Raw genomic sequence first — 24,635 nt, forward strand, 5'->3', positions numbered from 1 at the left:
CATGGCGTTAATCTGCCCGGCATGGGCAGCCGACTTGCAGGGGGATTCCGAAGCAGCATCAGGAGATTTCTCAGATGTGCTGTTCCGACACCGGAATCACCCGTTTCTCCTTCACCGCCTTGTAGGAAAAACTCGAATAGATCTCCTTCACCCCCGGCAGTGATTGCAGGGTTTCCCGGGCGAATTCGCCGAAGGATTCCAGGTCGCGGGCCAGGACTTCGAGGAGGAAGTCGTAACGTCCTGAAATATTGTGGCAGGCGACGATCTCCGGAATCTCCATCAGGCGTTGCTCGAAGGCGCGCGCCATTTCCTTGGTGTGGGAGTCCATCATGATGCTGACGAAGGCCGTCACGCCGAAGCCCAGCGCCTTGGGCGAGAGGATCGCCTGGTAGCCGGTGATGTAGCCGCTTTCCTCGAGCAACTTGACCCGGCGCCAGCAGGGCGAGGTGGTCAGGGCGACGCTGTCGGCCAGTTCGGAGATGGTCAGCCGCGCGTTGTCCTGCAGGGCGCCGAGCAGGGCACGGTCGGTGCGGTCGAGGGCATTGGGCAAGATTTGCCCTATCTTCAGCGGATCGTGGAATTTCATGCTCGGAAAGCCCCGGAGTGGTGGTCACATTTGGAAAAATATTAGCTCAACGCTGGCATAAGCTTATGGCAATCCAACAAGAGGGCATCGCCATGAGCGGCTCCAGCAAGACCCAGGGATTCGCCACTCGGGCCATTCACCATGGCTACGATCCGCAGGCTCACGGAGGGGCACTGGTGCCGCCGGTCTACCAGACGGCCACGTTTGCCTTTCCTACCGTCGAATACGGTGCGGCCTGCTTTGCCGGCGAAGAGGCCGGACATTTCTACAGCCGAATTTCCAACCCCACGCTGGCCTTGCTGGAAAGCCGCATGGCTTCGCTGGAGGGCGGCGAGGCGGCCCTGGCCCTGGCCTCGGGGATGGGTGCCATCACCGCCACGCTGTGGACGCTGCTGCGCCCCGGTGATGAAGTACTGCTGGGCAGCACGCTGTACGGCTGCACCTTCGCCTTCCTGCATCACGGCATCGGCGAATTCGGGGTCAAGCTCAAGCATGTCGACATGGCCGACCTGAAGGCGGTGGAGGCGGCGATTTCGCCTGCGACGCGGCTGATCTACTTCGAGTCGCCCGCCAACCCCAACATGCACCTGGCGGATATCGCCGGGGTGGCGAAGATCGCGCGTCGGCATGGCGCGACGCTGGTGGTGGACAACACCTATTGCACGCCGTACCTGCAGCGGCCGCTGGAACTGGGCGCGGATCTGGTGGTGCACTCGGCGACCAAGTATCTCAGCGGGCATGGCGATATCACCGCCGGGCTGGTGATCGGCGCCCGGAACCTGGTGGGACGGATTCGTCTGGAAGGCTTGAAGGACATGACCGGCGCCGTGCTGTCCCCGCACGACGCCGCATTGCTGATGCGCGGGCTGAAGACCCTCAACCTGCGCATGGAACGACACTGCGCCAATGCCCAGGCGCTGGCGGAGTTCCTGAAGAAACAGGCGGAGGTCGAGGTGCTGCATTACCCGGGGTTGCCGTCGTTCCCGCAGCACGCCCTGGCGAAGAAGCAGATGAGCTTGCCGGGTGGCATGCTGGCGTTCGAGTTGAAGGGCGGGATTGCCGCGGGGCGGCGCTTCATGAACGCGCTGCAATTGTTCTCGCGGGCGGTGAGCCTGGGCGATGCCGAATCCCTGGCCCAGCATCCGGCGAGCATGACCCATTCCAGCTACACGCCGCAGGAGCGGGCGCGCTACGGGATCTCCGAAGGCTTGGTACGGCTCTCGGTGGGGCTCGAGGATATCGACGACCTGATCGCCGATGTCCGTCAGGCGCTCAAGGCCTGTGCCTGATCTATAAACGCCGGAAACGAAAAGGGGCGCCTGGAGGCGCCCCTTTTCGTTATTGCCAATCAGCGTTTCAGGCCGTAGCTCTCGTCGAGCATGCCTGGCGTATTCGGCGCTTTCGGCGCGTAGTCGCGTGGCACTTCGGTGTCCCGTGGCGGGGTCAGGCGATCGCGCGGGCCTTGCGCCGCGTCGGAGTGCAGGGCGGCCAGCAGGCGCTGACGGGTCAGGTCGTCCAGGGCCAGGCGGTTGGCGCCATCGGCCAGGTGATCCTGCACTTCCTGGTAGCTTTGCGTGAGCTTCTTGACCAGAGCCGCGGTGCTGTTGAAGTGGGTCACCACTTCATTCTGGTAGCTGTCGAAGCGTTCCTGGATATCGTCCAGTTGCCGCTGGGTGCTGCTCGGCGCGGCGTTGGGCAGGAGGCGGGCAACCAGGAAACCAACGACGACACCCACTGCCAGGGCCAGGGTCGGCAACAACCAAACTAAGAGCGAGAGTTCCACGAGTCCTTCCTCTATAAACGGCTTTGCTTTACGTTAACGGCTCGGACCTGCGCTGTATACCGCGAAGCATCGCAAATATCTCAGAACAGAATCATTCAGCTAGACGAGTCGACCCTTGCCGGGGTCACGGAGTTTAATTCCTTGCTTACCCGCGAAATCCCTGCATTCATCGACGGCCCGGTCGGTCAACTGGAAGCCCTCTATCAGGAAGTGCCCGACGCCCACGGCGTGGTGCTGATCTGCCACCCCAACCCGGTGCAGGGCGGGACCATGCTCAACAAGGTGGTGTCGACGTTGCAGCGCACCGCGCGGGATGCCGGCCTGATCACCTTGCGTTTCAACTACCGCGGTGTCGGCGCCAGCGCCGGCAGCCACGACATGGAGACCGGCGAGGTGGACGATGCCGAGGCCGCCGCGGCCTGGCTGCGCGACAAGCATCCCGAACTGCCCCTGACCCTGCTCGGTTTCTCGTTCGGTGGTTTCGTCGCTGCGGCGCTCGGTGGTCGCCTGGAAAACCAGGGCGTGACGCTGAAGCATCTGTTCATGGTCGCGCCGGCGGTCCGGCGTCTGAACGCCACCGAGGCCGCTCCGCGCAACGCGCCGCTGACCATCATCCAGCCGGACGCCGACGAAGTGATCGAGCCGCAGACCGTCTATGACTGGTCCGCCGCACTGCCGCGCCCCCATGAGCTGTTGAAAGTGGCAGAATGCGGACACTTTTTTCATGGCAAGCTGACCGACCTCAAGGATCTGGTACTGCCGCGTCTTTCGAACTGAGCCAAGCCTGATAAGCGACTACCCATGACTACGCGCATCCTCACCGGTATCACCACCACCGGCACCCCGCACCTGGGCAACTACGCCGGTGCCATCCGCCCGGCGATTCTCGCCAGCCGCCAGCCGGGTGCCGACTCGTTCTATTTCCTCGCCGACTACCACGCGCTGATCAAGTGCGATGATCCGCAGCGCATCCAGCGTTCGCGCCTGGAAATCGCCGCGACCTGGCTGGCCGGCGGTCTGGACTGGGAGAAGGTGACCTTCTATCGCCAGTCCGACATCCCCGAGATCCCCGAGCTGACCTGGCTGCTCACCTGCGTCAGCGCCAAGGGCCTGCTCAACCGCGCCCACGCCTACAAGGCCTCGGTGGACAAGAACCTGGAAAACGGCGAAGACCCGGATGCCGGCGTGACCATGGGGCTGTACAGCTATCCGATCCTGATGGCCGCGGACATCCTGATGTTCAACGCGCACAAGGTCCCGGTCGGCCGCGACCAGATCCAGCACGTGGAGATGGCGCGGGACATCGGCCAGCGCTTCAACCATCTGTTTGGCAACGGCAAGGATTTCTTCGTCCTGCCGGAAGTGGTGATCGAGGAGAGCGTGGCCACCTTGCCGGGCCTGGACGGGCGCAAGATGTCCAAGAGCTACGACAACACCATCCCGCTGTTCAGCAGCGCGAAGGAAATGAAGGACGCGATCTCGCGCATCGTCACCGACTCCCGCGCGCCGGGCGAGGCCAAGGATCCGGACAACTCGCACCTGTTCACCCTGTACCAGGCGTTCTCCACGTCCGAGCAGTCGGTGGCGTTCCGCGACGAGCTGCTGCAGGGCCTGGGCTGGGGCGAGGCGAAGCAGAAGCTGTTCCAGTTGCTCGACGGCCAGCTGAGCGAGTCCCGCGAGCGCTACCAGCAATTGATTGCCCGCCCGGCGGACCTGGAAGACATTCTTCTGGCCGGTGCGCAGAAAGCCCGCAAGGTTGCCACGCCGTTCCTCGAGCAACTGCGCGAAGCGGTGGGCCTGCGCTCCTTCCGCTCCATCGCCCAGGGCCCGGCCGAAGTGAAGAAGAAAGCGGCGAAGGCTGCGCGCTTCGTCAGCTTCCGCGACGACGACGGCAGCTTCCGTTTCCGCCTGCTGGGTGCCGATGGCGAGCAACTGCTGCTGTCGCGCAGTTTCGCCGACGGCAAGGCTGCCGGTGCGGTGACCAGGCAACTGCAGCAGGGTGACGAGCTCGACGTGCGCGCCGAGGGCCTGGGCTTCAGCCTGTGGCTGGAAGGTGAGTCTGTCGCCGAAGGCCCGCAGTTCGCTGACGCCGTCGCTCGCGATGCCGCCATCGATGCCCTGCGTGCCGCCCTGGCGCCTCAACAGGACTGACGGCTTATCGGAAGTCTGATTGCCATTACCCGGGGCCGTCGCTACAGTGACGGCCCGCTTTTGTTGCCTTGCTAACGAATTATGACGCCCCTAGAACGATATCAAGCAGATCTGAAACGTCCCGACTTCTTCCATGACGCGGCGCAGGAAACGGCGGTGCGCCATCTGCAGCGCCTGTACGACGATCTGCTCGCGGCGCAGAACAACAAGCCGGGGGTATTCGGCAAGCTGTTCGGCAAGAAGGAGCCGGCGCCGGTCAAGGGGCTGTATTTCTGGGGCGGGGTAGGCCGGGGCAAGACCTACCTGGTCGATACCTTCTTCGAGGCGCTGCCGTTCAAGGAAAAGTCTCGTACCCACTTCCACCGCTTCATGAAGCGCGTGCATGAGGAAATGAAGGGCCTCAAGGGTGAGAAGAACCCGCTGACGCTCATTGCCAGGCGCTTCGCCGATGAGTCGCGAGTCATCTGCTTCGACGAATTCTTCGTGTCCGACATCACCGATGCGATGATCCTCGGCACCCTCATGGAAGAACTGTTCAAGAACGGCGTGACCCTGGTGGCGACGTCCAACATCGTTCCGGACGGCCTGTACAAGGATGGCCTGCAGCGGGCGCGCTTCCTGCCGGCCATTGCGCTGATCAAGCAGAACACCGAGATCGTCAACGTCGACAGTGGCGTCGACTATCGTCTGCGCCATCTGGAGCAGGCGGAGCTGTTCCACTTCCCGCTGGATGAAGCCGCCCATGAAAGCCTGCGCAAGAGTTTCCGCGCGCTGACGCCGGAATGCACCCAGGCGGTGGAAAACGATGTGCTGATCATCGAGAACCGCGAGATCCGCGCCCTGCGCACCTGCGACGACGTGGCCTGGTTCGACTTCCGCGAATTGTGCGACGGCCCGCGTAGCCAGAACGACTACATCGAACTGGGCAAGATCTTCCATGCCGTGTTGCTGAGCGGTGTGGAGCAGATGGGCGTGGCGACCGACGACATCGCGCGGCGCTTCATCAACATGGTCGACGAGTTCTACGACCGCAACGTCAAGCTGATCATCTCGGCCGAGGTCGAGCTCAAGGACCTGTACACCGGCGGTCGCCTGACCTTCGAGTTCGCACGGACCCTGAGCCGGTTGCTGGAAATGCAGTCCCACGAGTTCCTCGCGCGGGCGCACAAGCCCTGACAGCAGCTACAAGCTTCAAGCCACAAGATTAGAGCGCGAACCGCTCTGGTCTTGCGGCTTGTGGTTTGAAGCTGCTTCACGCCTCCTGCATGAACTGCTGCCGATACTGGTTCGGCGACAGCGCCGTGTGCTGCCTGAACAACCGTGCGAAGAAGCTGGCATCGTCGTAGCCGACTTCATAGCTGATGGTCTTGATGCTCTTGCGCGTGCCGGAGAGCAGTCCCTTCGCCGTTTCGATGCGCAACCGCTGCAGGTAGTGCAGCGGCTTGTCGCCAGTGGCGCTCTGGAAGCGCCGCATGAAGTTGCGAATGCTCATGCCGTGATTGCGCGCGACATCCTCGAAGCGGAACTTGTCGGCGAAATGCTCTTCGAGCCAGTGCTGGATCTGCAGGATGATCACGTCCTGGTGCAGCTTCTGTCCGCCGAAGCCCATGCGCCCCGGGGTGTAGTTGCGCTGCACTTCATAGAGGATGTCGCGGGCCACGGCCTGGGCGACATTGGCTCCGCAGAAGCGCTCGATCAGGTAGATGTAGAGATCGCAGGCCGAGGTGGTGCCGGCTGCGCAGAACAGGTTGTCGGCATCGGTGAGGTGCTTGTCCTGGTTCAGGTTGACCTTGGGGAAGCGCTCGGCGAACTGGTTGAAGAAGCGCCAGTAGGTGGTCGCTTCCTTGCCGTCCAGCAGCCCGGCCTCGGCCAGCCAGAACACGCCGCTGGCCTCGCCGCAGAGCACCGCGCCGCGGGCATGCTGCTGGCGCAGCCAGGGCAGGACCTGGGGATAGCGCTCGCACAGCGTGGAGAAATCTTCCCAGAACGCCGGGAGAACGATCACATCGGCGTCTTCCAGGCCACTGTCCACGGGCACCAGGACATCGCTGAAGCTGCGCACCGGTTCGCCATCGGGACTGACCAGGCGGGTCTCGAACATGGGCTGCAGGTTCAGGCCCAGTTGCCTGGCATAGCGCAGGCTGGCCAGATGGAAGAAATCCTTGGCCTGCATCAGGGTCGAGGCGAACACCTTGTCGATGGCGAGGATGCTGACGCGCCGCAGGGGCACGTTGGGTTGGGTAAACATCATGTTCATTATTCTTATAGGGGAGAGTGGTCAATCACCGGCGGGATCGTCTTATTTTTTGGCGATTGTGTCCAGCCTCGCGTCCCTGAGCGGTACGGCGGGCGTGTTCCGGGTCACGTCAGGACTCGCTGCGGGAAAAGATCCAGAAAATCAGCTTGATATTTCTCCGGTAATCCGGATAATCCGCCGTCTCTTTCTACGGTGGAAGTGATGCCCCGCCGCTGAAAAAGAACCCCCGCCGAGTACTGGACGCGCTGACCCGAGCCCCCGAAAGCGTTCGTAGCCGGCTGCCTTTGACCTTGTCAAAGTAAGCACTATTCAGTAAGATTCGCCGTCTTATTTTCGCTGGGCGGCCTCTGAGGCTTATTAAAGAATGAAAACTTTTACTGCTAAACCGGAAACAGTAAAACGCGACTGGTTCGTCGTTGACGCTGCTGGTCAGACCCTGGGTCGTCTGGCCACTGAAATCGCGAGCCGTCTGCGTGGCAAGCACAAGCCAGAATACACCCCTCACGTTGACACCGGCGACTACATCGTCGTGATCAACGCCGAGCAGGTACGTGTCACTGGTGCCAAGACTTCGGACAAAATGTACTACTCCCACTCCGGCTTCCCGGGCGGTATCAAGGAAATCAACTTCGAGAAGCTGATTGCCAAGGCCCCTGAGCGCGTGATCGAGACCGCGGTTAAAGGCATGCTGCCGAAGAACCCGCTGGGTCGCGACATGTACCGTAAGCTGAAAGTCTATGCGGGCGCTACTCACCCTCATACTGCTCAGCAGCCCCAAGAACTGAAGATTTAACGGAATAGTTCATTATGTCGGCGACTCAAAATTACGGCACTGGCCGTCGCAAGACTGCAACCGCTCGCGTTTTCCTGCGTCCGGGCACTGGCAACATCTCCATCAACAACCGTTCTCTCGACGTCTTCTTCGGTCGTGAAACCGCGCGCATGGTCGTTCGCCAGCCGCTGGAACTGACCGAGACCACCGAGAAGTTCGACATCTACGTCACCGTCATCGGTGGTGGTGTCAGCGGTCAAGCCGGTGCGATCCGTCACGGTATCACCCGCGCTCTGATGGACTACGACGAGTCCCTGCGTGGCGCTCTGCGCCGTGCTGGCTACGTCACCCGCGACGCTCGTGAAGTCGAGCGTAAGAAAGTGGGTCTGCGTAAAGCACGTAAGCGTCCACAATACTCCAAGCGTTAATTCGCTCAGAGTTTCAAAAAAAGCCCGGTTCCAAGTGGAACCGGGCTTTTTTTATGTCTTGAATAAGGGGGGTTGATCATTCGTGTGACAACTTGCCGCATAGACGCAGATCAAGGCTAGCGCGGGATGCAGGCCTTTGGCCAGGGTAATAACCTTGTCAGCCATGGGTCTTTTCTTTACCATGCGGCAAATTTTTAGCGCTTCAGAAATTACTTAGTAGATGCCTGTTTCAACAGGCCACAAAGCTGATGGGAGAGGACTGAATGAGCAATGACGGCGTCAATGCAGGCCGGCGTCGCTTCCTGGTTGCAGCCACATCTGTTGTGGGTGCCGCGGGAGCGGTGGGGGCTGCGGTCCCGTTCGTAGGGTCATGGTTCCCCAGTGCCAAGGCGAAAGCTGCCGGTGCACCGGTGAAGGTCAATATTGCCAAGGTCGAGCCTGGGCAGCAGTTGGTGGCCGAGTGGCGTGGTCAGCCGGTTTTCATCGTCCGTCGTACCGAGGAAATCCTTGGTAATTTGAAGAAGATTACCGCAGATCTCTCCGATCCCGAGTCCAAGTCCTCGGTTCAGCCAGCTTACGTCGATCCGTCGAACCGCTCGATCAAGCCGGAGATTCTGGTGCTCGTCGGCCTCTGCACCCATCTTGGTTGTTCGCCGACTTTCCGTCCTGAAGTCGCTCCCGTCGACCTCGGTCCGAAATGGGTCGGTGGTTATTTCTGCCCTTGCCACGGTTCCCACTACGACCTTGCTGGCCGCGTCTACAAGTCCCAGCCCGCACCGCTCAATCTGCCGGTGCCGCCGCATTCGTACGAGTCGGATGACATCATCGTCGTCGGCGTCGATCAGGAGAAAGCGTGATGAGCAAGTTCATGGAATGGGTTGACGCCCGCTTCCCCGCCACCAAGATGTGGGAAGATCACCTGAGCAAGTATTACGCACCGAAGAACTTCAACTTCCTGTATTTCTTCGGCTCCCTGGCGCTGCTGGTGCTGGTCAACCAGATCGTTACCGGTGTCTGGCTGACCATGAGCTTCACCCCCTCGGCCGAAGAGGCATTCGCCTCGGTCGAGTACATCATGCGTGACGTCGAGTACGGCTGGATTCTTCGCTATCTGCACTCCACCGGTGCGTCGGCATTCTTCATCGTCGTCTACCTGCACATGTTCCGCGGACTGCTCTACGGTTCCTACCAGAAGCCACGCGAGCTGGTGTGGATCTTCGGCATGCTGATCTACCTGGCGCTGATGGCCGAAGCGTTCATGGGCTACCTGCTGCCGTGGGGCCAGATGTCCTACTGGGGTGCCCAGGTGATCATCTCGCTGTTCGGTGCCATCCCGGTGATCGGTGATGACCTGACCCAGTGGATCCGTGGTGACTACCTGATTTCCGGCATCACCCTGAACCGCTTCTTCGCCTTGCATGTGATCGCACTGCCGATCGTCATCCTCGGCCTGGTGGTCCTGCACATCCTGGCGCTGCATGAAGTGGGCTCGAACAACCCTGACGGGGTCGACATCAAGAAGAAAAAGGATGAAAACGGCATTCCTCTCGACGGCATTCCGTTCCACCCCTACTACACGGTGAAAGACATCGTCGGCGTAGTGGTCTTCCTCTTCGTGTTCTGTGCCGTGGTGTTCTTCTTCCCGGAAATGGGTGGCTATTTCCTCGAGAAGCCCAACTTCGAGCAGGCAAACGCCTTCAAGACCCCTGAGCACATTGCGCCGGTCTGGTACTTCACGCCGTTCTACGCAATCCTGCGGGCCGTTCCGGACAAGCTCTTCGGCGTCATCGCCATGGGTGCGGCGATCGCGGTGCTGTTCGTCCTGCCGTGGCTGGATCGCAGTCCGGTGCGTTCGATGCGCTACAAGGGCTGGCTGAGCAAGATCTGGCTGCTGGTGTTCTGCATCTCGTTCGTGATCCTTGGCGTGCTCGGTGTTCTGGCGCCGACCCCGGGTCGCACGTTGCTCTCGCAGGTATGTACCTTCCTGTATTTCGCCTACTTCATTCTGATGCCGTTCTACACCAGGCTTGAGAAGACCAAACCGGTTCCGGAAAGGGTGACTGGCTGATGAAAAAGCTATTTGCAGTATTGATTCTGGCAGTGATGCCTGCGTTGACCTTTGCCGCCAGTGAGCACGGCCCGGAACTGGACAAGGTCGATATCGACCTGACCGACAAGGCTGCCATGCAGGATGGTGCGCGTACGTTCGCCAACTATTGCATGGGCTGCCACAGTGCCAAGTTCCAGCGTTATGAGCGTGTTGCCGATGACCTGGGCATCCCTCACGAGCTGATGCTGGAAAAACTGGTCTTTACCGGCGCCAAGATCGGCGACCACATGAATACCGGCATGCAGCCGGCCGACGCCAAGGTCTGGTTCGGCGCCGCGCCACCGGATCTGACGCTGGTCGCCCGGGTTCGTGGTACCGACTGGCTGTACAGCTACCTGCGTGGCTTCTATGAGGATCCTGCACGTCCATGGGGCGTGAACAACAAGATCTTCCCCAACGTCGGCATGCCAAACGTGCTGGTGGGGCTGCAAGGTCGTCAGGTCGTGGGTTGCAAGCAGATCCAGACCGTCGCCGATGGCAAGAAGCAATTCGACCCGCTGACCGGCGCTCCGTTGACTCACGAAGCCTGTGACCAGCTGACCATCGTGCCGAAATCCGGTACCCTGAACGAAGAGCAGTTCGACGAGAAGGTCAAGAATCTGGTGACCTTCCTGGCCTACTCGGCCAACCCGGTCAAGCTGGAAAGCCAACGCATCGGTACCTATGTACTGCTGTACCTGGCCTTCTTCTTCGTATTCGCCTACCTGCTCAAGCGCGAATACTGGAAGGACGTGCACTGATCACGCAGTAATTTCTGGTAGTTGAACGCGCGCCCTGGGGCGCTTCCGGAATCCGGAGGCACCCTCAGGGCGCGTTTGCGTTTGTAGCGTTTACCATTTCATGCGAGGAGGAACCTTATGGGCATGACCAACCGGTTGGCCTGCTACTCCGACCCCGCTGACCACTATTCTCATCGGGTGCGCATCGTTCTCGCCGAGAAGGGTGTCAGCGTCGAGATCATCGACGTCGCGGCGGGCAACCAGCCTGCCCGGCTGCTGGAGGCCAACCCGTACGGCAGCCTGCCGACCCTGGTCGATCGCGACCTGGCGTTGTATGAATCCACGGTGGTAATGGAATACCTCGATGAGCGTTACCCGCATCCGCCGCTGCTGCCGGTCTATCCGGTGGCGCGGGCGAACAGCCGGCTGTTGATCCATCGCATCCAGCGTGACTGGTGTGCGCTGGTCGACCAGATTCTCGATCCACGGGCCAAGGACGCCGCTCGTGCCCTGGCGCGCAAGGAGCTGCGCGAGAGCCTGACCGGGGTTTCCCCGTTGTTCGCCGACAAGCCCTGTTTCCTCAGTGAGGAGCAAAGTCTGGTGGATTGTTGTCTACTGCCCATATTGTGGCGTTTGCCACTCTTGGGTATCGAATTGCCACGGCAGGCCAAACCTCTGCTGGACTATATGGAGCGACAGTTTGCCCGCGAGCCTTTCCAGGCAAGCCTGTCCGCTGCTGAACGAGAAATGCGCAAGCTTTAAGGAGCTGTTGATGAACTCCAGTCGCCCCTACCTGGTGCGTGCACTGTACGAGTGGATCGTGGATAACGATTGCACGCCCCATATTCTGGTGAATGCCGAGTACCCCGCGGTACAGGTGCCTCAGGGTTTCGCCAGCGACGGCCAGATTGTCCTGAATGTTTCGCCGAACGCTGTGCGCGGTTTGCAGATGGAAAACGACGCAGTCAGTTTCGAAGGTCGCTTCGGTGGCGTTGCCCACAGCCTGTATGTGCCGATTGGCGCCATCCTCGGCATCTACGCCCGCGAGAATGGCCAGGGCATGGTGTTCGAGCTGGAATCGCCGATGGTCGACGATGAAGACGATGTCGAGCCGGATGATGACGGTCCGCCGGATGGCGGACAGCCGCCGCGTCCGAGCGGGCGGCCGAGTCTGAAAGTGGTGAAATGAAAAAAGGCGACCTTCGAGGTCGCCTTTTTCATGGCTTGTGTCTGTTCGCGATCAGTCGATGTATTCGAACAGCTTGACGATCTTCTGCACCCCGGACACACCCTGCACCAGGCTGGTGGCGCGGTTCGCTTCCGCTTGAGTCATCAGGCCGAGCATGTAGACGATGCCGTTCTCGGTGATGATCTTGATGCGCGAGCCGGGAATGTTGGCGTCCGCGAGCATCTGGGTCTTGATCTTGGTGGTCAGCCAGGCGTCGTTATTGCGCGCCAGCAGCGAGGAGGGCTGCAGCACCTGCAGCTCGTTGTGGACCTTCTTGACCTTCTGCACCTGGCTGGCGGTCTGTTCGGCCAGGCTCTTCAGGTCGGCGCGCGGGGTCTGGCCAGCCAGCAGGACGATGCCGTTGAAGCTGCTGACGACGATGTGCGAGTTGCGGTCCAGGTCAGGACTGGCCTTGGCTACGTTGACCGCGACCTTGGTTTCGATCAGCGAGTCGTCGATCTTGCTGCCCAGGGTACGGGTGCCGCGGTCGTCGTCGATCGGTGATTCGCGGCTGGCGGTGATCACCGAGCTGCAGCCGGTCAGGCTCAGGCACAGGGTCAGGGCCATCAGGCCGAAGCGTTTAGCGGTCATTCTTCACTCCCGAACAGTTGGCTGTCGATCAGGTCGCAGAGGCAGTGGATCGCCAGCAGGTGGACTTCCTGGATACGTGCGGTGACGTTGGCCGGTACGCGAATCTCGACATCTTCGGGCAGCAGCAGGGAAGCCATGCCGCCGCCATCGCGTCCGGTCAGAGCTACGACAATCATTTCGCGATCATGTGCGGCCTGGATCGCCTGAATGATGTTCGCCGAGTTGCCGCTGGTGGAGATTGCCAGCAGCACGTCGCCCGGCTGGCCAAGGGCACGGATCTGCTTGGAGAAGACTTCGTTGTAGCTGTAGTCGTTGGCGATCGAGGTGATGGTCGAGGTGTCGGTGGTCAGGGCGATCGCCGGCAGGCTCGGGCGCTCGCGCTCGAAGCGGTTGAGCAGTTCCGACGAGAAGTGCTGGGCATCGCCGGCCGAGCCACCGTTGCCGCAGGCGAGCATCTTGCCCTCGTTCAGCAGGGCATTGACCATGATCTGGCTGGCTTGCTCGATGTGGGGTGCAAGGACTTCCATCGCCTGTTGCTTGGTGTTGATGCTGGCCTGGAAAAGCTGGCGAATTCGGGATTGCATGTCCATCAGTGTGACCTTAAATGGGGCTGGCCGGGCGGGGATTGAAAGGCTCCCGGCACATGTCTGTGCAGCCCGCGAAGCAAAGAGCAAAAAGTTGAATGGGTAAAGGTGCGTCCGTCGGCGTGGGGTCAGCTGTAGAAGGCATTCTGCAGCCAGTCGAGCGGTTGTCCCGAATGGCCACTGCCTTGCAGAGCGATTACATCGAAACGGCAGGGATGGCTGGCCCAGCGTGGTTCCTCCATCAGGAAATGCTGCGCGGCGAGCGAGAGCTTTTCCTGTTTGCGGGCATCGATGCTGCCGAGGGCGCCGCCAAAGCCTGCATGCAGGCGATAACGAACTTCGACGAATACTACTGTATCGCGGTCGAGCATGACCAGATCAAGCTCGCCGCGTTTGCATCGCCAATTCCGCGCCAGAAGCAGCAGGCCCTGGGCCAGAAGGTACTCCAGGGCCTGTTGCTCGGCCGCCATTCCGGCGGCCTGGCGCGAAGGCGTGGGCATCAGCGCGGGGTATCGGGCAGGCGCTTGACCTGGCCGCCGGCGAACTCCGCCCACGGCAGCTGGCGCTCGATGCGCTGGCTCGGGTTCATGCTGAGGCTGCCGGAAAGGCCCTCGATGCGGTTATCCGGCAGGGTTTTCAGTTGGCCCAGGCGCGGCGCCAGGCTGTAGGCGTCGACGCCCATCGCGTAGAGGCGGCCCAGGCTGCCGGCGGCTTGCGGCCACTGGCGAACCACCTGCTGGCGCAGGCCGTTGGTGCTGTCGAGCAGCCAGGGGGTTTCGCAGAAGCGGATGCCGGTCATGTCGTTGTACTGATTGACGTCGCCGCTGGCGCTGTAGACGTTGGAGGTCGCGTAGACCGGCACGTCGCCGGCGTACTGGAAGTTCAGGGTCGGCTTGATCTGCTGCGCCTGTTGCGGGGTCGAGGCGAGGAAGATGAAGTCGATGTCCTGGCGCCGCGACGGTTGCGCGGAGACGTTGCCGCCCACGGTGCTCTGCAGGCTCTTGGCGCGACCTTCGCTCTGGCGCAGCTGGAACAGGTCGGCGATCTGCTGGGCCAGTGCCACTGGCTGAGCCACGCGCTCGGCGGCGATCAGGGTGCCGCCCTTGGCTTGCCAGTCCTGGCGGAAGGCATTGAGTACCCGGTCACCCCATTCACCGCTCGGCACCAGCGCCACGGCACGGCGCATGCCGTCGGCATATGCGCGGCGGGATACTTCGCGGGCTTCGTCTTCGGCAGCGAGGCCGAACTGGAACAGTTGTGGCGGGTTGCTCTGGCCGGCATCGCTGTAGTTCAGCGCCAGGGTGGTGATCGGCAGTTGAGGGTAGGCAGCGAGCTGCTTGACCAGTGGTTTTTCCAGCGGGCCAACCACCAGTTGCACGCCGGCGGCCTGGGCCTGGCGGTAGAACTCATCGAGGGAGGTCAGGCGGGAACTGTCGAAAACCTGGATGGCGGGCGGATTCTGGCCGGCCTGCTGGGCCTGGAAGTGCGCGGCCATGAAACCGTCGCGCAGGGCGCGGGCGACACCGGCCAGTTGGCCTTCCTGTGGCAGCAGCAGGGCGATCTTCGTCAGCGGCTGGCTGGTCAGGCTTTTCAGTTTCACCAGTGGCGATGGCAGTTGCAGGGCGGCGGGGTGCTCGGGGTGCTGGGCTTTCCAGGTATCGATCGCGGCCTGCTGCTGCTCCAGGGTGCCGGCGCTTTTCACCGCCAGGGCAAGGCTGGTCCAGCCACCAAGGGTATCGCTGCCGGCGCTCTGCGGTTGCTCGGGAGGCAGGGCGGCGACCAGGCTCCAGATCGCGTCGTTGTTGCTCATGGCGGCATCGCCGCTCAGCAGCGGCGCCAGGGCAATGCGCTCCTGCGCGGCAGCGAGGGTCTGGCCATCGGCTTCGAAGGCGGCGGCATGGGCGCTGCGGGTGCGCGCCTGGAGATCGGCCGGCAATTCGTTCAGATGGGCCAGGCTCGGGTGGCTCAGGGCGGTCAGCGCGGCTTTCGGTTGGTTGCGGCTCAGGGCCAGCTCCGCCGAGAGGGTGCTGGCGAAGACCTGCTGGGCCGGCTTCAGCGAGTCGATCTGCACCTGCTCGAGAATGCGCGCGGCACGGGCATTGTCCTTTTGCCGATAGGCCTGGTCGGCGGCGCTCAGGCGCAGCAGGGCAGCTTTCTCCGGCGTCTTGCTGTTGGCAGCCTGCTCGAGCAATTGCTCGATGCTGGCATCTGGGGTGCGTGGCAGCTCACCCAGGCTGGACGAAGGCGAGCTGGCGCAGGCTGCCAGCAGGGCAGCGAGGCAGATGGCTGAGAGCAGCCGCAGGCATGCGATCATGTAAGGGTCCTGTTACTCGATCAAATAGCCTGCGATTGTACCGAAGCGCTGGCCGGGGTGCGATCTTGCTGGCGTGAAACCTTCTTTGCAGATTGCGGGAAATGCCTCTGATGGGGAATTGTTGCCAGTGATCACGCTACAATGGCGGCTTTCATCCAGATGACAGGTATGTGCTGTGACCGATGCTCCAGGTGCTTCCAACCCCGCTGCCGGGACTCTCTATGTAGTGGCGACGCCCATCGGTAACCTGGATGACATCAGTGCCCGGGCATTGAAGGTGCTGGCAGATGTCGCGCTGATCGCCGCCGAGGACACCCGTCATTCGATCCGTTTGCTGCAACATTTTGGAATCAATACGCCGCTGGCGGCCTGTCATGAGCACAACGAGCGCGATGAAGGCGGACGCTTCCTGGTGCGTCTGCTGGACGGAGACGATGTCGCGCTGATTTCCGATGCCGGAACGCCGCTGATTTCCGATCCGGGTTATCACCTGGTGCGTCAGGCGCGGGCCGCGGGTGTCAGCGTGGTGCCGGTGCCGGGGGCCTGCGCGTTAATTGCGGCGTTGTCGGCGGCGGGGCTGCCGTCGGATCGTTTCATCTTCGAAGGGTTTCTGCCGGCGAAGGCAGTAGGGCGTCAGGCGCGTCTGAATCTGCTGAAGGAGGAGCCCCGTACGCTGATTTTCTATGAAGCGCCGCATCGTATCCTCGAATGTCTCCAGGACATGGAGGCGATTTTCGGTGGCGAACGCCCGGCGGTGCTGGGGCGAGAGCTGACCAAGACCTTCGAAACCCTGAAAGGCCTGCCGCTGGCGCAACTGCGTGAGTTCGTCGAGAGCGACAGCAATCAGCAGCGCGGCGAGTGTGTGGTTCTGGTGGCAGGCTGGAGTGCGCCGGAGGACGAGCAGTCGGTTAGTGGCGAAGTGCTGCGCATCCTTGATTTGTTGCTGGCGGAGATGCCACTCAAACGTGCTGCGGCGTTGGCTGCGGAAATTACCGGTGTGCGCAAGAATGTTCTCTATCAAATCGCGCTGGAAAAACAAAAAAACAAATGATGTCACGATGATATTATTTGTTTTGTCACTTGTTCTCGGAGCGCGCTCCCGTTAATCTTTCACGCGGAGAGTCGATCGGACAGTCGCTGCCTTCTTTTGTTCCGCAAAAGAAGGGGGAGGAAAGTCCGGGCTCCATAGGGCAGAGTGCCAGGTAATGCCTGGGAGGCGCGAGCCTACGGAAAGTGCCACAGAAAATAACCGCCTAAGCACTTCGGTGCCGGTAAGGGTGAAAAGGTGCGGTAAGAGCGCACCGCACGTCTGGTAACAGTTCGTGGCTAGGTAAACCCCACTCGGAGCAAGACCAAATAGGGTTCCATTGGCGCGGCCCGCGTTGGAACCGGGTAGGTTGCTAAAGGCGTCCAGTGATGGCCGCCGTAGAGGAATGACTGTCCTCGACAGAACCCGGCTTACAGATCGACTCTCCACTCCTTCCTTTCTCTGCTTGCTTCGATAGCAGAACCGCTTCGGTAATACCAAAAAAGTCTTACTCTTAATAAATCACTTTAACTTCGCACTCTATTCGTTTGAGTGAGTTTGCCTTTTCGTCCCGAAATCCCCGCCAAAGTAGCCCATTGTCTGTCCTTGTTACCCTAAATCGCCGATCTGTAAGGGTTTTCCTTATATGCGCGCCTTGACGGTGCGGTAGGCGGATTCCTATAGTGTGCGCAAGTGGCAGAAAGTGGCATGAAGTGGGTTTTCAGGCACAAAAGAGCTAACATTTAGGAATCGCAGCCGTGTTTCGCGGAGCAAACGCCATCAACCTCGACGCCAAGGGCCGTCTCGCCATGCCGAGCCGGTACCGTGACGAGCTTGAAACGCGCAGTTCCGGGCAACTGATCGTGACGATCGATGCTGTGGATCCCTGCTTATGTGTGTACCCGCTCGACGAGTGGGAGCTGATCGAAGCCAAGTTGCGCGCCTTGCCGTCGTTACGCGAAGAGAACCGTCGCCTGCAGCGTCTGCTGATTGGCAATGCGGTGGATCTGGAGCTGGACGGCAGTGGGCGTTTTCTGGTTCCGCCGCGTTTGCGCGAATACGCCAAGCTCGACAAGCGCGCGATGCTGGTGGGGCAACTGAACAAATTCCAACTGTGGGACGAGGATGCCTGGAACGCTGTTTCCGCAGCGGACCTGGCAGCCATTCAACAACCGGGCGCCATGCCCGATGAACTGCGTGATTTGATCCTGTGACTATCGATAGCGGCTTTAACCACATCACCGTGCTACTGAACGAAGCCGTGGAGGCTCTTTCAGTGCGCGCCGATGGTTGCTATCTGGATGGCACCTTCGGGCGTGGCGGTCACAGCCGCCTGATCCTGCAGAACCTGGGGCCGGATGGGCGCCTGCTGGGGTTCGACAAAGACCCTCAAGCGATTGCCACCGGGCAAGCGCTGGCGGCCGAAGACGGCCGCTTTGTCGTTGTGCAGCGCAGTTTTGCCGAACTGGGTGCGGAAGTGGCCGAGCGCGGCCTGGCCGGCAAGGTCAGCGGCGTGCTGTTCGACCTCGGCGTGTCTTCGCCGCAGCTCGACGACCCGGAGCGCGGTTTCAGCTTCCTCAATGACGGGCCGCTGGACATGCGCATGGACCCGTCTCGCGGCGTCAGCGCCGCTGAATTCATCGCCACCGCGCCTGAAGAGGAAATCGCCCGCGTATTCAAGGAGTACGGCGAGGAGCGTTTTGCCAAACGCATGGCCCGCGCCGTGGTTCTGCGCCGCCAGCAGCAGCCGTTCACCCGTACCGCCGACCTGGCGGAAGTGCTCAAGGTTGCCAACCCCGCCTGGGAAAAAGGCAAGAACCCGGCGACCCGGGCCTTCCAGGGCCTGCGCATCCATGTGAACAACGAGTTAGGCGATCTCGAGACCGGTCTCGATGCTGCGCTCGACGCCCTGGAAGTCGGTGGCCGTCTTGCGGTGATCAGCTTCCATTCCCTCGAAGACCGTATCGTCAAACTGTTCATGCGCAAGCTGGCCAAGGGCGAGCAGGACAACCTGCCGCGCAACCTGCCGGTTCAGCACAAGCCGTTCGAGCCGCGGATCAAGCTGATCGGCAAGGCCCAGTTCGCCTCCGAGGCCGAACTCAAGGCCAACCCGCGTTCGCGCAGCGCCGTCATGCGTGTGGCGGAGAAGCTGCGGTGAGCAGGCTCTACGCCAAGCCACTGCCCGGCGGGAGCTTCCTGATGCTCCTGCTGTTCATCGGCGTGCTCGTTTCCTCGGTGGCGGTGTCCTACAGCGCGCACTGGAACCGGCAATTGCTCAACACCCTGTACGGTGAGCTCAATGAGCGCGACAAGGCCCAGGCCGAGTGGGGCCGGCTGATTCTTGAACAGAGCACCTGGACGGCACACAGCCGCATCGAGATGCTGGCCAGCGAACAGCTGAAGATGCGCGTTCCCGCTGCTGACGAAGTGCGGATGGTGGCGCCATGATGAAGCTCGAAGGCGCTCTCTACCCCTGGCGCTTCCGTGTCGTGCTGGGCCTGCTGGCGCTGATGGTCGGCGCGATCGCCTGGCAGATCATCAATCTGCAGGTGATCGACCGTGACTTCCTCAAGGGCCAGGGCGATGCCCGCAGCCTGCGGCATATTCCGATTCCCGCGCACCGTGGCCTGATCACCGACCGCAACGGCGAGCCGCTGGCCGTCAGTACTCCGGTCACGACCTTGTGGGCGAACCCCAAGGAAATGCAGAGTGCCAAGGATCGCTGGCCGGCACTGGCCGCGGCGATCCGGCAGGATCCCAAGCAACTGGCCGAACGCCTGGAGCAACAGGCGAGCAAAGAGTTCATCTACCTGGTTCGCGGCCTGACCCCGGAACAGGGGCAGGTGGTACTCGATCTCAAGGTTCCTGGTGTCTACGGCATCGAGGAATTTCGTCGTTTCTACCCCGCCGGTGATGTCGCGGCGCACATGGTCGGCTTCACCGACCTCGACGACCACGGTCGCGAAGGTGTCGAACTGGCCTATGACGAGTGGCTCGCCGGTGTGCCCGGCAAGCGGCAGGTGATCAAGGACCGGCGCGGTCGCTTGATCAAGGATGTCCAGGTTACCAAGAACGCCAAGGCCGGAAAGACCTTGGCGTTGTCCATCGACCTGCGCCTGCAGTACCTGGCCACCCGCGAGCTGCGCAACGCCATTGCCGAGCAGGAAGCGAAGGCCGGCAGCCTGGTGATCATGGACGTGAAGACCGGCGAAGTCCTGGCCATGGTCAACCAGCCGACCTACAACCCGAACAACCGCCGCAGCATGTTCCCGGCGGCGATGCGCAACCGCGCGATCATCGACGTGTTCGAACCGGGCTCGACGGTCAAACCGCTGTCCATGAGCGCCGCGTTGCAGAGTGGGCGCTGGAAGCCGACCGACAAGGTCGAGGTCTACCCCGGTACTCTGCAACTGGGCCGCTACACCATTCGTGACGTGTCCAAGACCGAGGGCCCGATCCTCGACCTGACCGGCATCCTGATCAACTCCAGTAACGTCGGCATGTCGAAAATCGCTTTCGATATCGGCGGCGAGGCCATCTACCGGGTGATGTCGCAACTGGGCCTGGGTCAGTACACCGGCCTCGGCTTCCCTGGCGAGCGCGTGGGCAACCTGCCGAACCACCGCGAGTGGCGCAAGGCCGAAACCGCGACCCTGTCCTACGGCTACGGCGTTTCGGTGACCGCGCTGCAGCTGGTGCATGCCTACGCCGCGCTGGCCAACGACGGCAAGATGGTGCCGTTGAGCATTCTCAAGGTAGACAAGGCGCCCGAGTCGACCCAGGTGGTACCGAAGGACACCGCGGAAACCATCCAGCAGATGTTGCAGCAGGTGATCGAGGCGCCGCGCGGCGTGTTCCGTGCGCAGGTGCCGTCCTATCATGTCGCCGGCAAGTCGGGTACTGCGCGTAAAGCCACCATCGGTTCCAAGGGCTACACCGAGAACGCCTACCGCTCGCTGTTCGCCGGCTTCGGCCCGATGAGCGATCCGCGTTACGCCATCGTCGTGGTGATCGACGAACCGAGCAAGGGTGGTTACTTCGGTGGTCTGGTCTCGGCACCGGTATTCAGCAAGGTCATGTCTGGCACCCTGCGTTTGATGAACGTTCCGCCGGACAACCTGCCAACATCCCAGCAGCAAGTTGATGCTGCGCCCGCCAAAGGAGGGCGCGGTTGATGACGATGCCATTGAGCAAACTGTTCGCCAATGCCAGCAGCGATCCGCTGATTCGCGAACTGACCCTGGACAGCCGCAACGTGCGGCCGGGCGACCTGTTCCTGGCCGTACCGGGTGCCAAGGTCGACGGTCGCGACCACATCGCCGATGCGTTGCAGCGCGGTGCCGCGGCGGTGGCCTACGAGGTGCAGGGCGCTACCGTTCTGCCGATCACCGACGCCCCGCTGATTCCGGTCAAGGGGCTGATCGGGCAACTGTCGGATATCGCCGGGCGGTTCTACGGCGAGCCCAGTCGTCTGCTGGATCTGGTCGGCGTCACCGGCACCAACGGCAAGACCAGCGTGACCCAACTGGTGGCCCAGGCCCTGGACCTGCTCGGTCAGCACTGCGGTCTGATCGGCACGCTCGGCACCGGCTTCTACGGCGCGCTGCAAAGCGGTCGCCTGACGACGCCCGACCCGCTCGCCGTGCAGTCGACCCTCAACGACCTGAAAAAGGCCGGTGCCCGCGCCGTGGCCATGGAAGTGTCGTCCCACGCGCTCGAGCAGGGCCGCGTCGCCGCGCTTGCGTTCGACATCGTGGTGATGACCAACCTGTCCCGCGATCACCTCGACTATCACGGCAGCATGGAGGCTTACAAAGCGGCCAAGGCCAAGCTGTTCGCCTGGCCCGACCTGCGTTGCCGGGTAGTGAATCTGGACGATGATTTCGGTCGCGAGCTGGCGGCCGAGCCACGCGAATCACGACTGGTCAGCTACAGCCTCAAGGACCCGTCCGCGACCCTGTACTGCCGCGAGGCCAGCTTCGACGACGAAGGCGTGCGCGCCGTACTGGTGACCCCGCAGGGCGAGCGCATGCTGCGCAGCCGTCTGCTCGGTCGTTTCAACCTGAGCAACATGCTGGCGGCGGTGGGTACCCTGCTGGCGATGGATTTCCCGCTCGACGAAATTCTCAAGATCACCGCGAAGCTGGAAGGTCCGATCGGACGCATGCAGCGTCTCGGTGGTGGCAGCAAGCCGTTGGTGGTGGTCGATTACGCACACACCCCGGATGCCCTGGAGAAAGTCCTCGACGCCCTGCGTCCGCATGCGCGCGGGCAACTGGTCTGCCTTTTCGGCTGTGGCGGCGACCGCGATCGCGGCAAGCGCCCGCTGATGGCGGAAATGGCCGAGCGCCTGGCGGACCGGGTGATCGTCACCGACGACAACCCGCGTACCGAGGACCCGCAGGCCATTTTCAACGACATTCGCCCCGGCTTCGCCGACGTCGATGCGGTGCAGTTCATCGCGGGGCGCGGTGAGGCGATCGCCCGGGTCATCGCCTGCGCCGGTGTGGATGACGTGATCGTCCTGGCCGGCAAGGGCCACGAGGATTACCAGGAAATCAACGGCGAACGTCATGATTTTTCCGATCTGGTCGAAGCCGAGAAAGCGCTGGCAGCCTGGGAGGTGACCCATGCTTGAACCCCTGTCCCTCAGCCAGTTGACCGAAGCGCTGCAGGGCCGTCTGCTGGGCGCCGATGCGCGCTTCGACGGTGTCAGCATCGACAGCCGCAAGATCGCTCGCGGCCAGCTGTTCGTCGCCCTGGCGGGCCCGCGTTTCGACGGTCACGATTATCTGGATGAGGTTGCTGCCAAGGGCGCCGTTGCGGCGCTGGTGCAACGTGAAGTGCCAGGCTCCAGCCTGCCGCAGTTGCTGGTGGCCGACACCCGCCTGGCCCTGGGCCAGCTGGGAGCGCTGAACCGTCGCGCCTTCACCCGGCCGGTCGCGGCGATCACCGGTTCCAGCGGCAAGACCACGGTCAAGGAAATGCTCGCCAGCATTCTCGCTACCCGTGGCCCGGTGCTGATGACCCGCGGCAACCTGAACAACGATCTCGGCGCGCCGTTGACCCTGCTCGAACTGGCGGCGCAGCACACCGCCGCCGTCATCGAGCTGGGCGCCAACCACGTCGGCGAGATCCGCTACACGGTCGGCCTGACGCAACCGCAGGTGGTGTTGATCAACAATGCGGGCACGGCTCATGTCGGCGAGTTCGGCGGGCCGGAGAAGATCGTCGAAGCCAAGGGTGAGATCCTCGAAGGGTTGGGAGAGGGCGGAATCGCGGTATTGAACCTCGACGACAAGGCCTTTGGCATATGGAAACAGCGCGCCGGCAAACACGCCGTGCTGACCTTCGCCCTGAACAACGCCGCCGCCGATTTCCATGCCAGCGACATAGCCCATGACGAGCGCGGCTGCCCGTCCTTCGTCCTGCACGCTCCGCAAGGCAGCGTGGCGATCCAGCTCAACCTGCTCGGCACCCACAATATCGCCAATGCCCTGGCCGCAGCCGCTGCCGCGCAAGCCTTCGGCGTCTCGCTGCAAGGCATCGCCGAGGGGCTCAACAGCGTGCAGCCGGTCAAGGGGCGCAGCGTGGCGCAGATGACCGCCGGTGGCATTCGTGTGATCGACGACACATACAACGCAAACCCCACCTCGACGTGCGCGGCGGTTGATATACTCGCCGGCTTTTCCGGCCGCACCGTCCTGGTGCTCGGGGATATCGGTGAGTTGGGCCAGTGGGCCGAAGAGGGCCACCGCCAGGTCGGTGACTACGCCCGGGGCAAGGTCGACGCCCTGTATGCCGTAGGTCCGATGATGGCCCATGCGGTCAAGGCCTTTGGCCAGAATGCCCGCCATTTCACCAATCAAGCTGACCTGATCGACGCCGTTCGCGGCGAGCAGGCCACCAACACCACTATTTTGATCAAGGGCTCGCGCAGCGCTGCGATGGAGAACGTCGTGGCGGCCCTGTGCGATTCCAGCGGGGAGAAACATTAATGCTGCTGCTGTTGGCTGAGTACCTGCAACAGTTCTACAAGGGCTTCGCGGTCTTTCAGTACCTGACCCTGCGCGGGATCCTGGGTGTGCTGACCGCGTTGTCGCTGGCCCTGTGGCTGGGCCCGTGGATGATTCGTACCCTGCAGATCCGCCAGATCGGCCAGGCGGTGCGCAACGACGGCCCGCAATCGCACCTGTCCAAGTCGGGCACCCCGACCATGGGTGGTGCGCTGATTCTTTCCGCCATCGGCGTGAGTACGCTGCTGTGGGCCGACCTGAGCAACCGCTACGTCTGGGTGGTGCTGATCGTCACCCTGCTGTTCGGTGCCATCGGCTGGGTCGACGACTACCGCAAGGTGATCGAGAAGAACTCCCGTGGCCTGCCGAGCCGCTGGAAGTATTTCTGGCAGTCTGTGTTCGGCCTGGGCGCGGCGATCTTCCTCTACATGACCGCGCCGACCAGCGTGGAAACCACCCTGATCGTGCCGATGCTCAAGGACGTCACCATTCCCCTGGGCGTCGGTTTCGTCGTGCTGACCTATTTCGTCATCGTCGGCTCGAGCAACGCGGTCAACCTGACCGACGGCCTCGACGGCCTGGCGATCCTGCCGACGGTGCTGGTGGGCGGTGCCCTGGGCATCTTCTGCTACCTGTCGGGCAACGTGAAATTCGCCGAATACCTGCTGATCCCGTATGTCCCGGGCGCAGGTGAACTGATCGTCTTCTGTGGCGCGCTGATCGGCGCCGGCCTGGGTTTCCTGTGGTTCAACACCTACCCGGCCCAGGTCTTCATGGGCGACGTCGGCGCACTGGCTCTGGGTGCCGCGCTGGGCACCATCGCGGTGATCGTTCGCCAGGAAATCGTCCTGTTCATCATGGGCGGCGTGTTCGTCATGGAGACCCTGTCGGTGGTCATCCAGGTCGCGTCGTTCAAGCTGACCGGCAAGCGCGTGTTCCGCATGGCGCCGATTCACCACCACTTTGAACTCAAGGGCTGGCCCGAGCCGCGAGTGATTGTCCGTTTCTGGATCATCACCGTGATTCTCGTGTTGATCGGCCTGGCAACCCTGAAACTGAGGTAGACCGC

26 protein-coding genes and 1 other RNA gene are annotated in these 24,635 nt (G+C 62.2%); 20 read left to right on the top strand and 7 right to left on the bottom strand.

Going from position 1 to position 24,635, the window contains the following annotated elements; translation table 11 throughout:
* Positions 1–70: 70 nt before the first annotated feature.
* Positions 71–550 (bottom strand): Lrp/AsnC family transcriptional regulator, encoded by a 480-nt coding sequence (locus RTI28_RS08325; protein ID WP_316920082.1) that lies wholly within the window; start codon positions 548–550, stop codon positions 71–73.
* 128 nt (positions 551–678) lie between these two features.
* Here RTI28_RS08325 and RTI28_RS08330 point away from each other — a divergent pair, with 128 nt between their 5' ends.
* Positions 679–1,875: a methionine gamma-lyase gene (locus RTI28_RS08330; RefSeq protein WP_316920083.1), complete on the top strand. Its 1,197-nt coding sequence runs from the start codon at positions 679–681 to the stop codon at positions 1,873–1,875.
* A gap of 59 nt (positions 1,876–1,934) precedes the next feature.
* Here RTI28_RS08330 and RTI28_RS08335 read toward each other — a convergent pair whose 3' ends face one another.
* The gene (locus RTI28_RS08335) at positions 1,935–2,369 is read right to left on the bottom strand and encodes a YhcB family protein (protein WP_316920016.1); all 435 of its coding nucleotides are present in this window, start codon (positions 2,367–2,369) and stop codon (positions 1,935–1,937) included.
* 141 nt (positions 2,370–2,510) lie between these two features.
* Here RTI28_RS08335 and RTI28_RS08340 point away from each other — a divergent pair, with 141 nt between their 5' ends.
* The 3 genes from RTI28_RS08340 (at position 2,511) to zapE (ending at position 5,696) form a co-directional block, all read left to right on the top strand.
* Positions 2,511–3,146, top strand: coding sequence for an alpha/beta hydrolase (locus RTI28_RS08340; RefSeq protein ID WP_316920017.1), 636 nt, complete (start codon positions 2,511–2,513; stop codon positions 3,144–3,146).
* Positions 3,147–3,170: 24 nt separating this feature from the next.
* Positions 3,171–4,520, top strand: coding sequence for a tryptophan--tRNA ligase (locus tag RTI28_RS08345; protein ID WP_316920018.1), 1,350 nt, complete (start codon positions 3,171–3,173; stop codon positions 4,518–4,520).
* A gap of 81 nt (positions 4,521–4,601) precedes the next feature.
* Positions 4,602–5,696, top strand: a complete 1,095-nt coding sequence (gene zapE, locus RTI28_RS08350) for a cell division protein ZapE (protein WP_316920019.1) — start codon at positions 4,602–4,604, stop codon at positions 5,694–5,696.
* A gap of 76 nt (positions 5,697–5,772) precedes the next feature.
* Here zapE and RTI28_RS08355 read toward each other — a convergent pair whose 3' ends face one another.
* Positions 5,773–6,669 (bottom strand): GlxA family transcriptional regulator, encoded by an 897-nt coding sequence (locus RTI28_RS08355; RefSeq protein WP_316920084.1) that lies wholly within the window; start codon positions 6,667–6,669, stop codon positions 5,773–5,775.
* A 472-nt stretch (positions 6,670–7,141) separates the two neighbouring features.
* On the opposite strand from RTI28_RS08355, the gene rplM reads away from it, so the two are divergent.
* The 7 genes from rplM to RTI28_RS08390 all read left to right on the top strand — a co-directional run bounded on the left by rplM (position 7,142) and on the right by RTI28_RS08390 (position 11,995).
* Positions 7,142–7,570, top strand: coding sequence for a 50S ribosomal protein L13 (rplM, locus tag RTI28_RS08360; RefSeq protein WP_009404632.1), 429 nt, complete (start codon positions 7,142–7,144; stop codon positions 7,568–7,570).
* A gap of 14 nt (positions 7,571–7,584) precedes the next feature.
* Entirely contained in the window at positions 7,585–7,977 is a 393-nt protein-coding gene (gene rpsI / locus RTI28_RS08365; protein ID WP_316920020.1) for a 30S ribosomal protein S9, read from the top strand.
* Between the two features lie 263 nt (positions 7,978–8,240).
* Positions 8,241–8,834 carry a ubiquinol-cytochrome c reductase iron-sulfur subunit gene (petA, locus tag RTI28_RS08370; protein WP_316920021.1) on the top strand — a complete coding sequence of 198 codons (594 nt, stop codon included), beginning with the start codon at positions 8,241–8,243 and terminating at the stop codon, positions 8,832–8,834.
* Positions 8,834–10,045, top strand: coding sequence for a cytochrome bc complex cytochrome b subunit (locus tag RTI28_RS08375; RefSeq protein WP_316920022.1), 1,212 nt, complete (start codon positions 8,834–8,836; stop codon positions 10,043–10,045). Before petA ends, RTI28_RS08375 begins: the two co-directional genes overlap by 1 nt.
* Entirely contained in the window at positions 10,045–10,827 is a 783-nt protein-coding gene (locus tag RTI28_RS08380) for a cytochrome c1 (RefSeq protein ID WP_316920023.1), read from the top strand. Before RTI28_RS08375 ends, RTI28_RS08380 begins: the two co-directional genes overlap by 1 nt.
* 117 nt (positions 10,828–10,944) lie before the next feature.
* Positions 10,945–11,568, top strand: coding sequence for a glutathione S-transferase N-terminal domain-containing protein (locus tag RTI28_RS08385; RefSeq protein WP_316920024.1), 624 nt, complete (start codon positions 10,945–10,947; stop codon positions 11,566–11,568).
* A 10-nt stretch (positions 11,569–11,578) separates the two neighbouring features.
* Positions 11,579–11,995 carry a ClpXP protease specificity-enhancing factor gene (locus RTI28_RS08390; protein WP_042122959.1) on the top strand — a complete coding sequence of 139 codons (417 nt, stop codon included), beginning with the start codon at positions 11,579–11,581 and terminating at the stop codon, positions 11,993–11,995.
* A gap of 51 nt (positions 11,996–12,046) precedes the next feature.
* Here RTI28_RS08390 and RTI28_RS08395 read toward each other — a convergent pair whose 3' ends face one another.
* The 4 genes from RTI28_RS08395 to RTI28_RS08410 form a co-directional block, all read right to left on the bottom strand.
* Complete coding sequence (locus tag RTI28_RS08395) at positions 12,047–12,625, bottom strand: BON domain-containing protein (RefSeq protein ID WP_042122960.1); 579 nt, start codon at positions 12,623–12,625, stop codon at positions 12,047–12,049.
* Positions 12,622–13,215, bottom strand: a complete 594-nt coding sequence (locus tag RTI28_RS08400) for a phosphoheptose isomerase (protein WP_316920025.1) — start codon at positions 13,213–13,215, stop codon at positions 12,622–12,624. Before RTI28_RS08400 ends, RTI28_RS08395 begins: the two co-directional genes overlap by 4 nt.
* 122 nt (positions 13,216–13,337) lie before the next feature.
* On the bottom strand, positions 13,338–13,709 hold the full coding sequence (locus tag RTI28_RS08405; RefSeq protein WP_316920026.1) for a YraN family protein: 372 nt from the start codon (positions 13,707–13,709) through the stop codon (positions 13,338–13,340).
* The gene (locus RTI28_RS08410; RefSeq protein ID WP_316920027.1) at positions 13,709–15,523 is read right to left on the bottom strand and encodes a penicillin-binding protein activator; all 1,815 of its coding nucleotides are present in this window, start codon (positions 15,521–15,523) and stop codon (positions 13,709–13,711) included. Before RTI28_RS08410 ends, RTI28_RS08405 begins: the two co-directional genes overlap by 1 nt.
* 175 nt (positions 15,524–15,698) lie before the next feature.
* On the opposite strand from RTI28_RS08410, the gene rsmI reads away from it, so the two are divergent.
* From rsmI to mraY, 9 genes are all read left to right on the top strand, one after another.
* On the top strand, positions 15,699–16,574 hold the full coding sequence (gene rsmI / locus RTI28_RS08415; protein ID WP_316920028.1) for a 16S rRNA (cytidine(1402)-2'-O)-methyltransferase: 876 nt from the start codon (positions 15,699–15,701) through the stop codon (positions 16,572–16,574).
* Between the two features lie 67 nt (positions 16,575–16,641).
* Positions 16,642–17,000, top strand: an RNA gene (gene rnpB, locus RTI28_RS08420) — RNase P RNA component class A.
* Positions 17,001–17,308: 308 nt separating this feature from the next.
* On the top strand, positions 17,309–17,764 hold the full coding sequence (gene mraZ / locus RTI28_RS08425; protein WP_316920029.1) for a division/cell wall cluster transcriptional repressor MraZ: 456 nt from the start codon (positions 17,309–17,311) through the stop codon (positions 17,762–17,764).
* Positions 17,761–18,708 carry a 16S rRNA (cytosine(1402)-N(4))-methyltransferase RsmH gene (gene rsmH, locus RTI28_RS08430; protein WP_410478964.1) on the top strand — a complete coding sequence of 316 codons (948 nt, stop codon included), beginning with the start codon at positions 17,761–17,763 and terminating at the stop codon, positions 18,706–18,708. The genes mraZ and rsmH overlap by 4 nt, the downstream gene beginning before the upstream one ends.
* Positions 18,705–18,998, top strand: a complete 294-nt coding sequence (gene ftsL, locus RTI28_RS08435; protein ID WP_042122967.1) for a cell division protein FtsL — start codon at positions 18,705–18,707, stop codon at positions 18,996–18,998. Before rsmH ends, ftsL begins: the two co-directional genes overlap by 4 nt.
* Positions 18,998–20,725 (top strand): penicillin-binding protein 2, encoded by a 1,728-nt coding sequence (locus tag RTI28_RS08440; protein ID WP_316920086.1) that lies wholly within the window; start codon positions 18,998–19,000, stop codon positions 20,723–20,725. The genes ftsL and RTI28_RS08440 overlap by 1 nt, the downstream gene beginning before the upstream one ends.
* The gene (locus tag RTI28_RS08445) at positions 20,725–22,188 is read left to right on the top strand and encodes a UDP-N-acetylmuramoyl-L-alanyl-D-glutamate--2,6-diaminopimelate ligase (protein ID WP_316920030.1); all 1,464 of its coding nucleotides are present in this window, start codon (positions 20,725–20,727) and stop codon (positions 22,186–22,188) included. The genes RTI28_RS08440 and RTI28_RS08445 overlap by 1 nt, the downstream gene beginning before the upstream one ends.
* On the top strand, positions 22,181–23,548 hold the full coding sequence (locus RTI28_RS08450; RefSeq protein ID WP_316920031.1) for a UDP-N-acetylmuramoyl-tripeptide--D-alanyl-D-alanine ligase: 1,368 nt from the start codon (positions 22,181–22,183) through the stop codon (positions 23,546–23,548). The genes RTI28_RS08445 and RTI28_RS08450 overlap by 8 nt, the downstream gene beginning before the upstream one ends.
* Positions 23,548–24,630, top strand: coding sequence for a phospho-N-acetylmuramoyl-pentapeptide-transferase (gene mraY / locus RTI28_RS08455; RefSeq protein ID WP_042122971.1), 1,083 nt, complete (start codon positions 23,548–23,550; stop codon positions 24,628–24,630). Before RTI28_RS08450 ends, mraY begins: the two co-directional genes overlap by 1 nt.
* Positions 24,631–24,635: the final 5 nt, after the last annotated feature.

Source organism: Pseudomonas sp. zfem002 (assembly GCF_032621685.1).
GTDB lineage: Bacteria > Pseudomonadota > Gammaproteobacteria > Pseudomonadales > Pseudomonadaceae > Aquipseudomonas > Aquipseudomonas japonica.

Coding starts and splice junctions, on each gene's coding strand:
- RTI28_RS08330 (WP_316920083.1), top strand. CDS start 679: ATGAGCGGCTCCAGCAAGACCCAGGGATTCGCCACTCGGGCCATTCAC.
- mraY (WP_042122971.1), top strand. CDS start 23,548: ATGCTGCTGCTGTTGGCTGAGTACCTGCAACAGTTCTACAAGGGCTTC.
- RTI28_RS08445 (WP_316920030.1), top strand. CDS start 20,725: ATGACGATGCCATTGAGCAAACTGTTCGCCAATGCCAGCAGCGATCCG.
- RTI28_RS08345 (WP_316920018.1), top strand. CDS start 3,171: ATGACTACGCGCATCCTCACCGGTATCACCACCACCGGCACCCCGCAC.
- RTI28_RS08400 (WP_316920025.1), bottom strand. CDS start 13,215: ATGGACATGCAATCCCGAATTCGCCAGCTTTTCCAGGCCAGCATCAAC.
- rpsI (WP_316920020.1), top strand. CDS start 7,585: ATGTCGGCGACTCAAAATTACGGCACTGGCCGTCGCAAGACTGCAACC.
- RTI28_RS08375 (WP_316920022.1), top strand. CDS start 8,834: ATGAGCAAGTTCATGGAATGGGTTGACGCCCGCTTCCCCGCCACCAAG.
- RTI28_RS08440 (WP_316920086.1), top strand. CDS start 18,998: ATGAAGCTCGAAGGCGCTCTCTACCCCTGGCGCTTCCGTGTCGTGCTG.
- rplM (WP_009404632.1), top strand. CDS start 7,142: ATGAAAACTTTTACTGCTAAACCGGAAACAGTAAAACGCGACTGGTTC.
- RTI28_RS08385 (WP_316920024.1), top strand. CDS start 10,945: ATGGGCATGACCAACCGGTTGGCCTGCTACTCCGACCCCGCTGACCAC.
- RTI28_RS08380 (WP_316920023.1), top strand. CDS start 10,045: ATGAAAAAGCTATTTGCAGTATTGATTCTGGCAGTGATGCCTGCGTTG.
- RTI28_RS08390 (WP_042122959.1), top strand. CDS start 11,579: ATGAACTCCAGTCGCCCCTACCTGGTGCGTGCACTGTACGAGTGGATC.
- RTI28_RS08450 (WP_316920031.1), top strand. CDS start 22,181: ATGCTTGAACCCCTGTCCCTCAGCCAGTTGACCGAAGCGCTGCAGGGC.
- RTI28_RS08405 (WP_316920026.1), bottom strand. CDS start 13,709: ATGCCCACGCCTTCGCGCCAGGCCGCCGGAATGGCGGCCGAGCAACAG.
- RTI28_RS08410 (WP_316920027.1), bottom strand. CDS start 15,523: ATGATCGCATGCCTGCGGCTGCTCTCAGCCATCTGCCTCGCTGCCCTG.
- zapE (WP_316920019.1), top strand. CDS start 4,602: ATGACGCCCCTAGAACGATATCAAGCAGATCTGAAACGTCCCGACTTC.
- RTI28_RS08395 (WP_042122960.1), bottom strand. CDS start 12,625: ATGACCGCTAAACGCTTCGGCCTGATGGCCCTGACCCTGTGCCTGAGC.
- petA (WP_316920021.1), top strand. CDS start 8,241: ATGAGCAATGACGGCGTCAATGCAGGCCGGCGTCGCTTCCTGGTTGCA.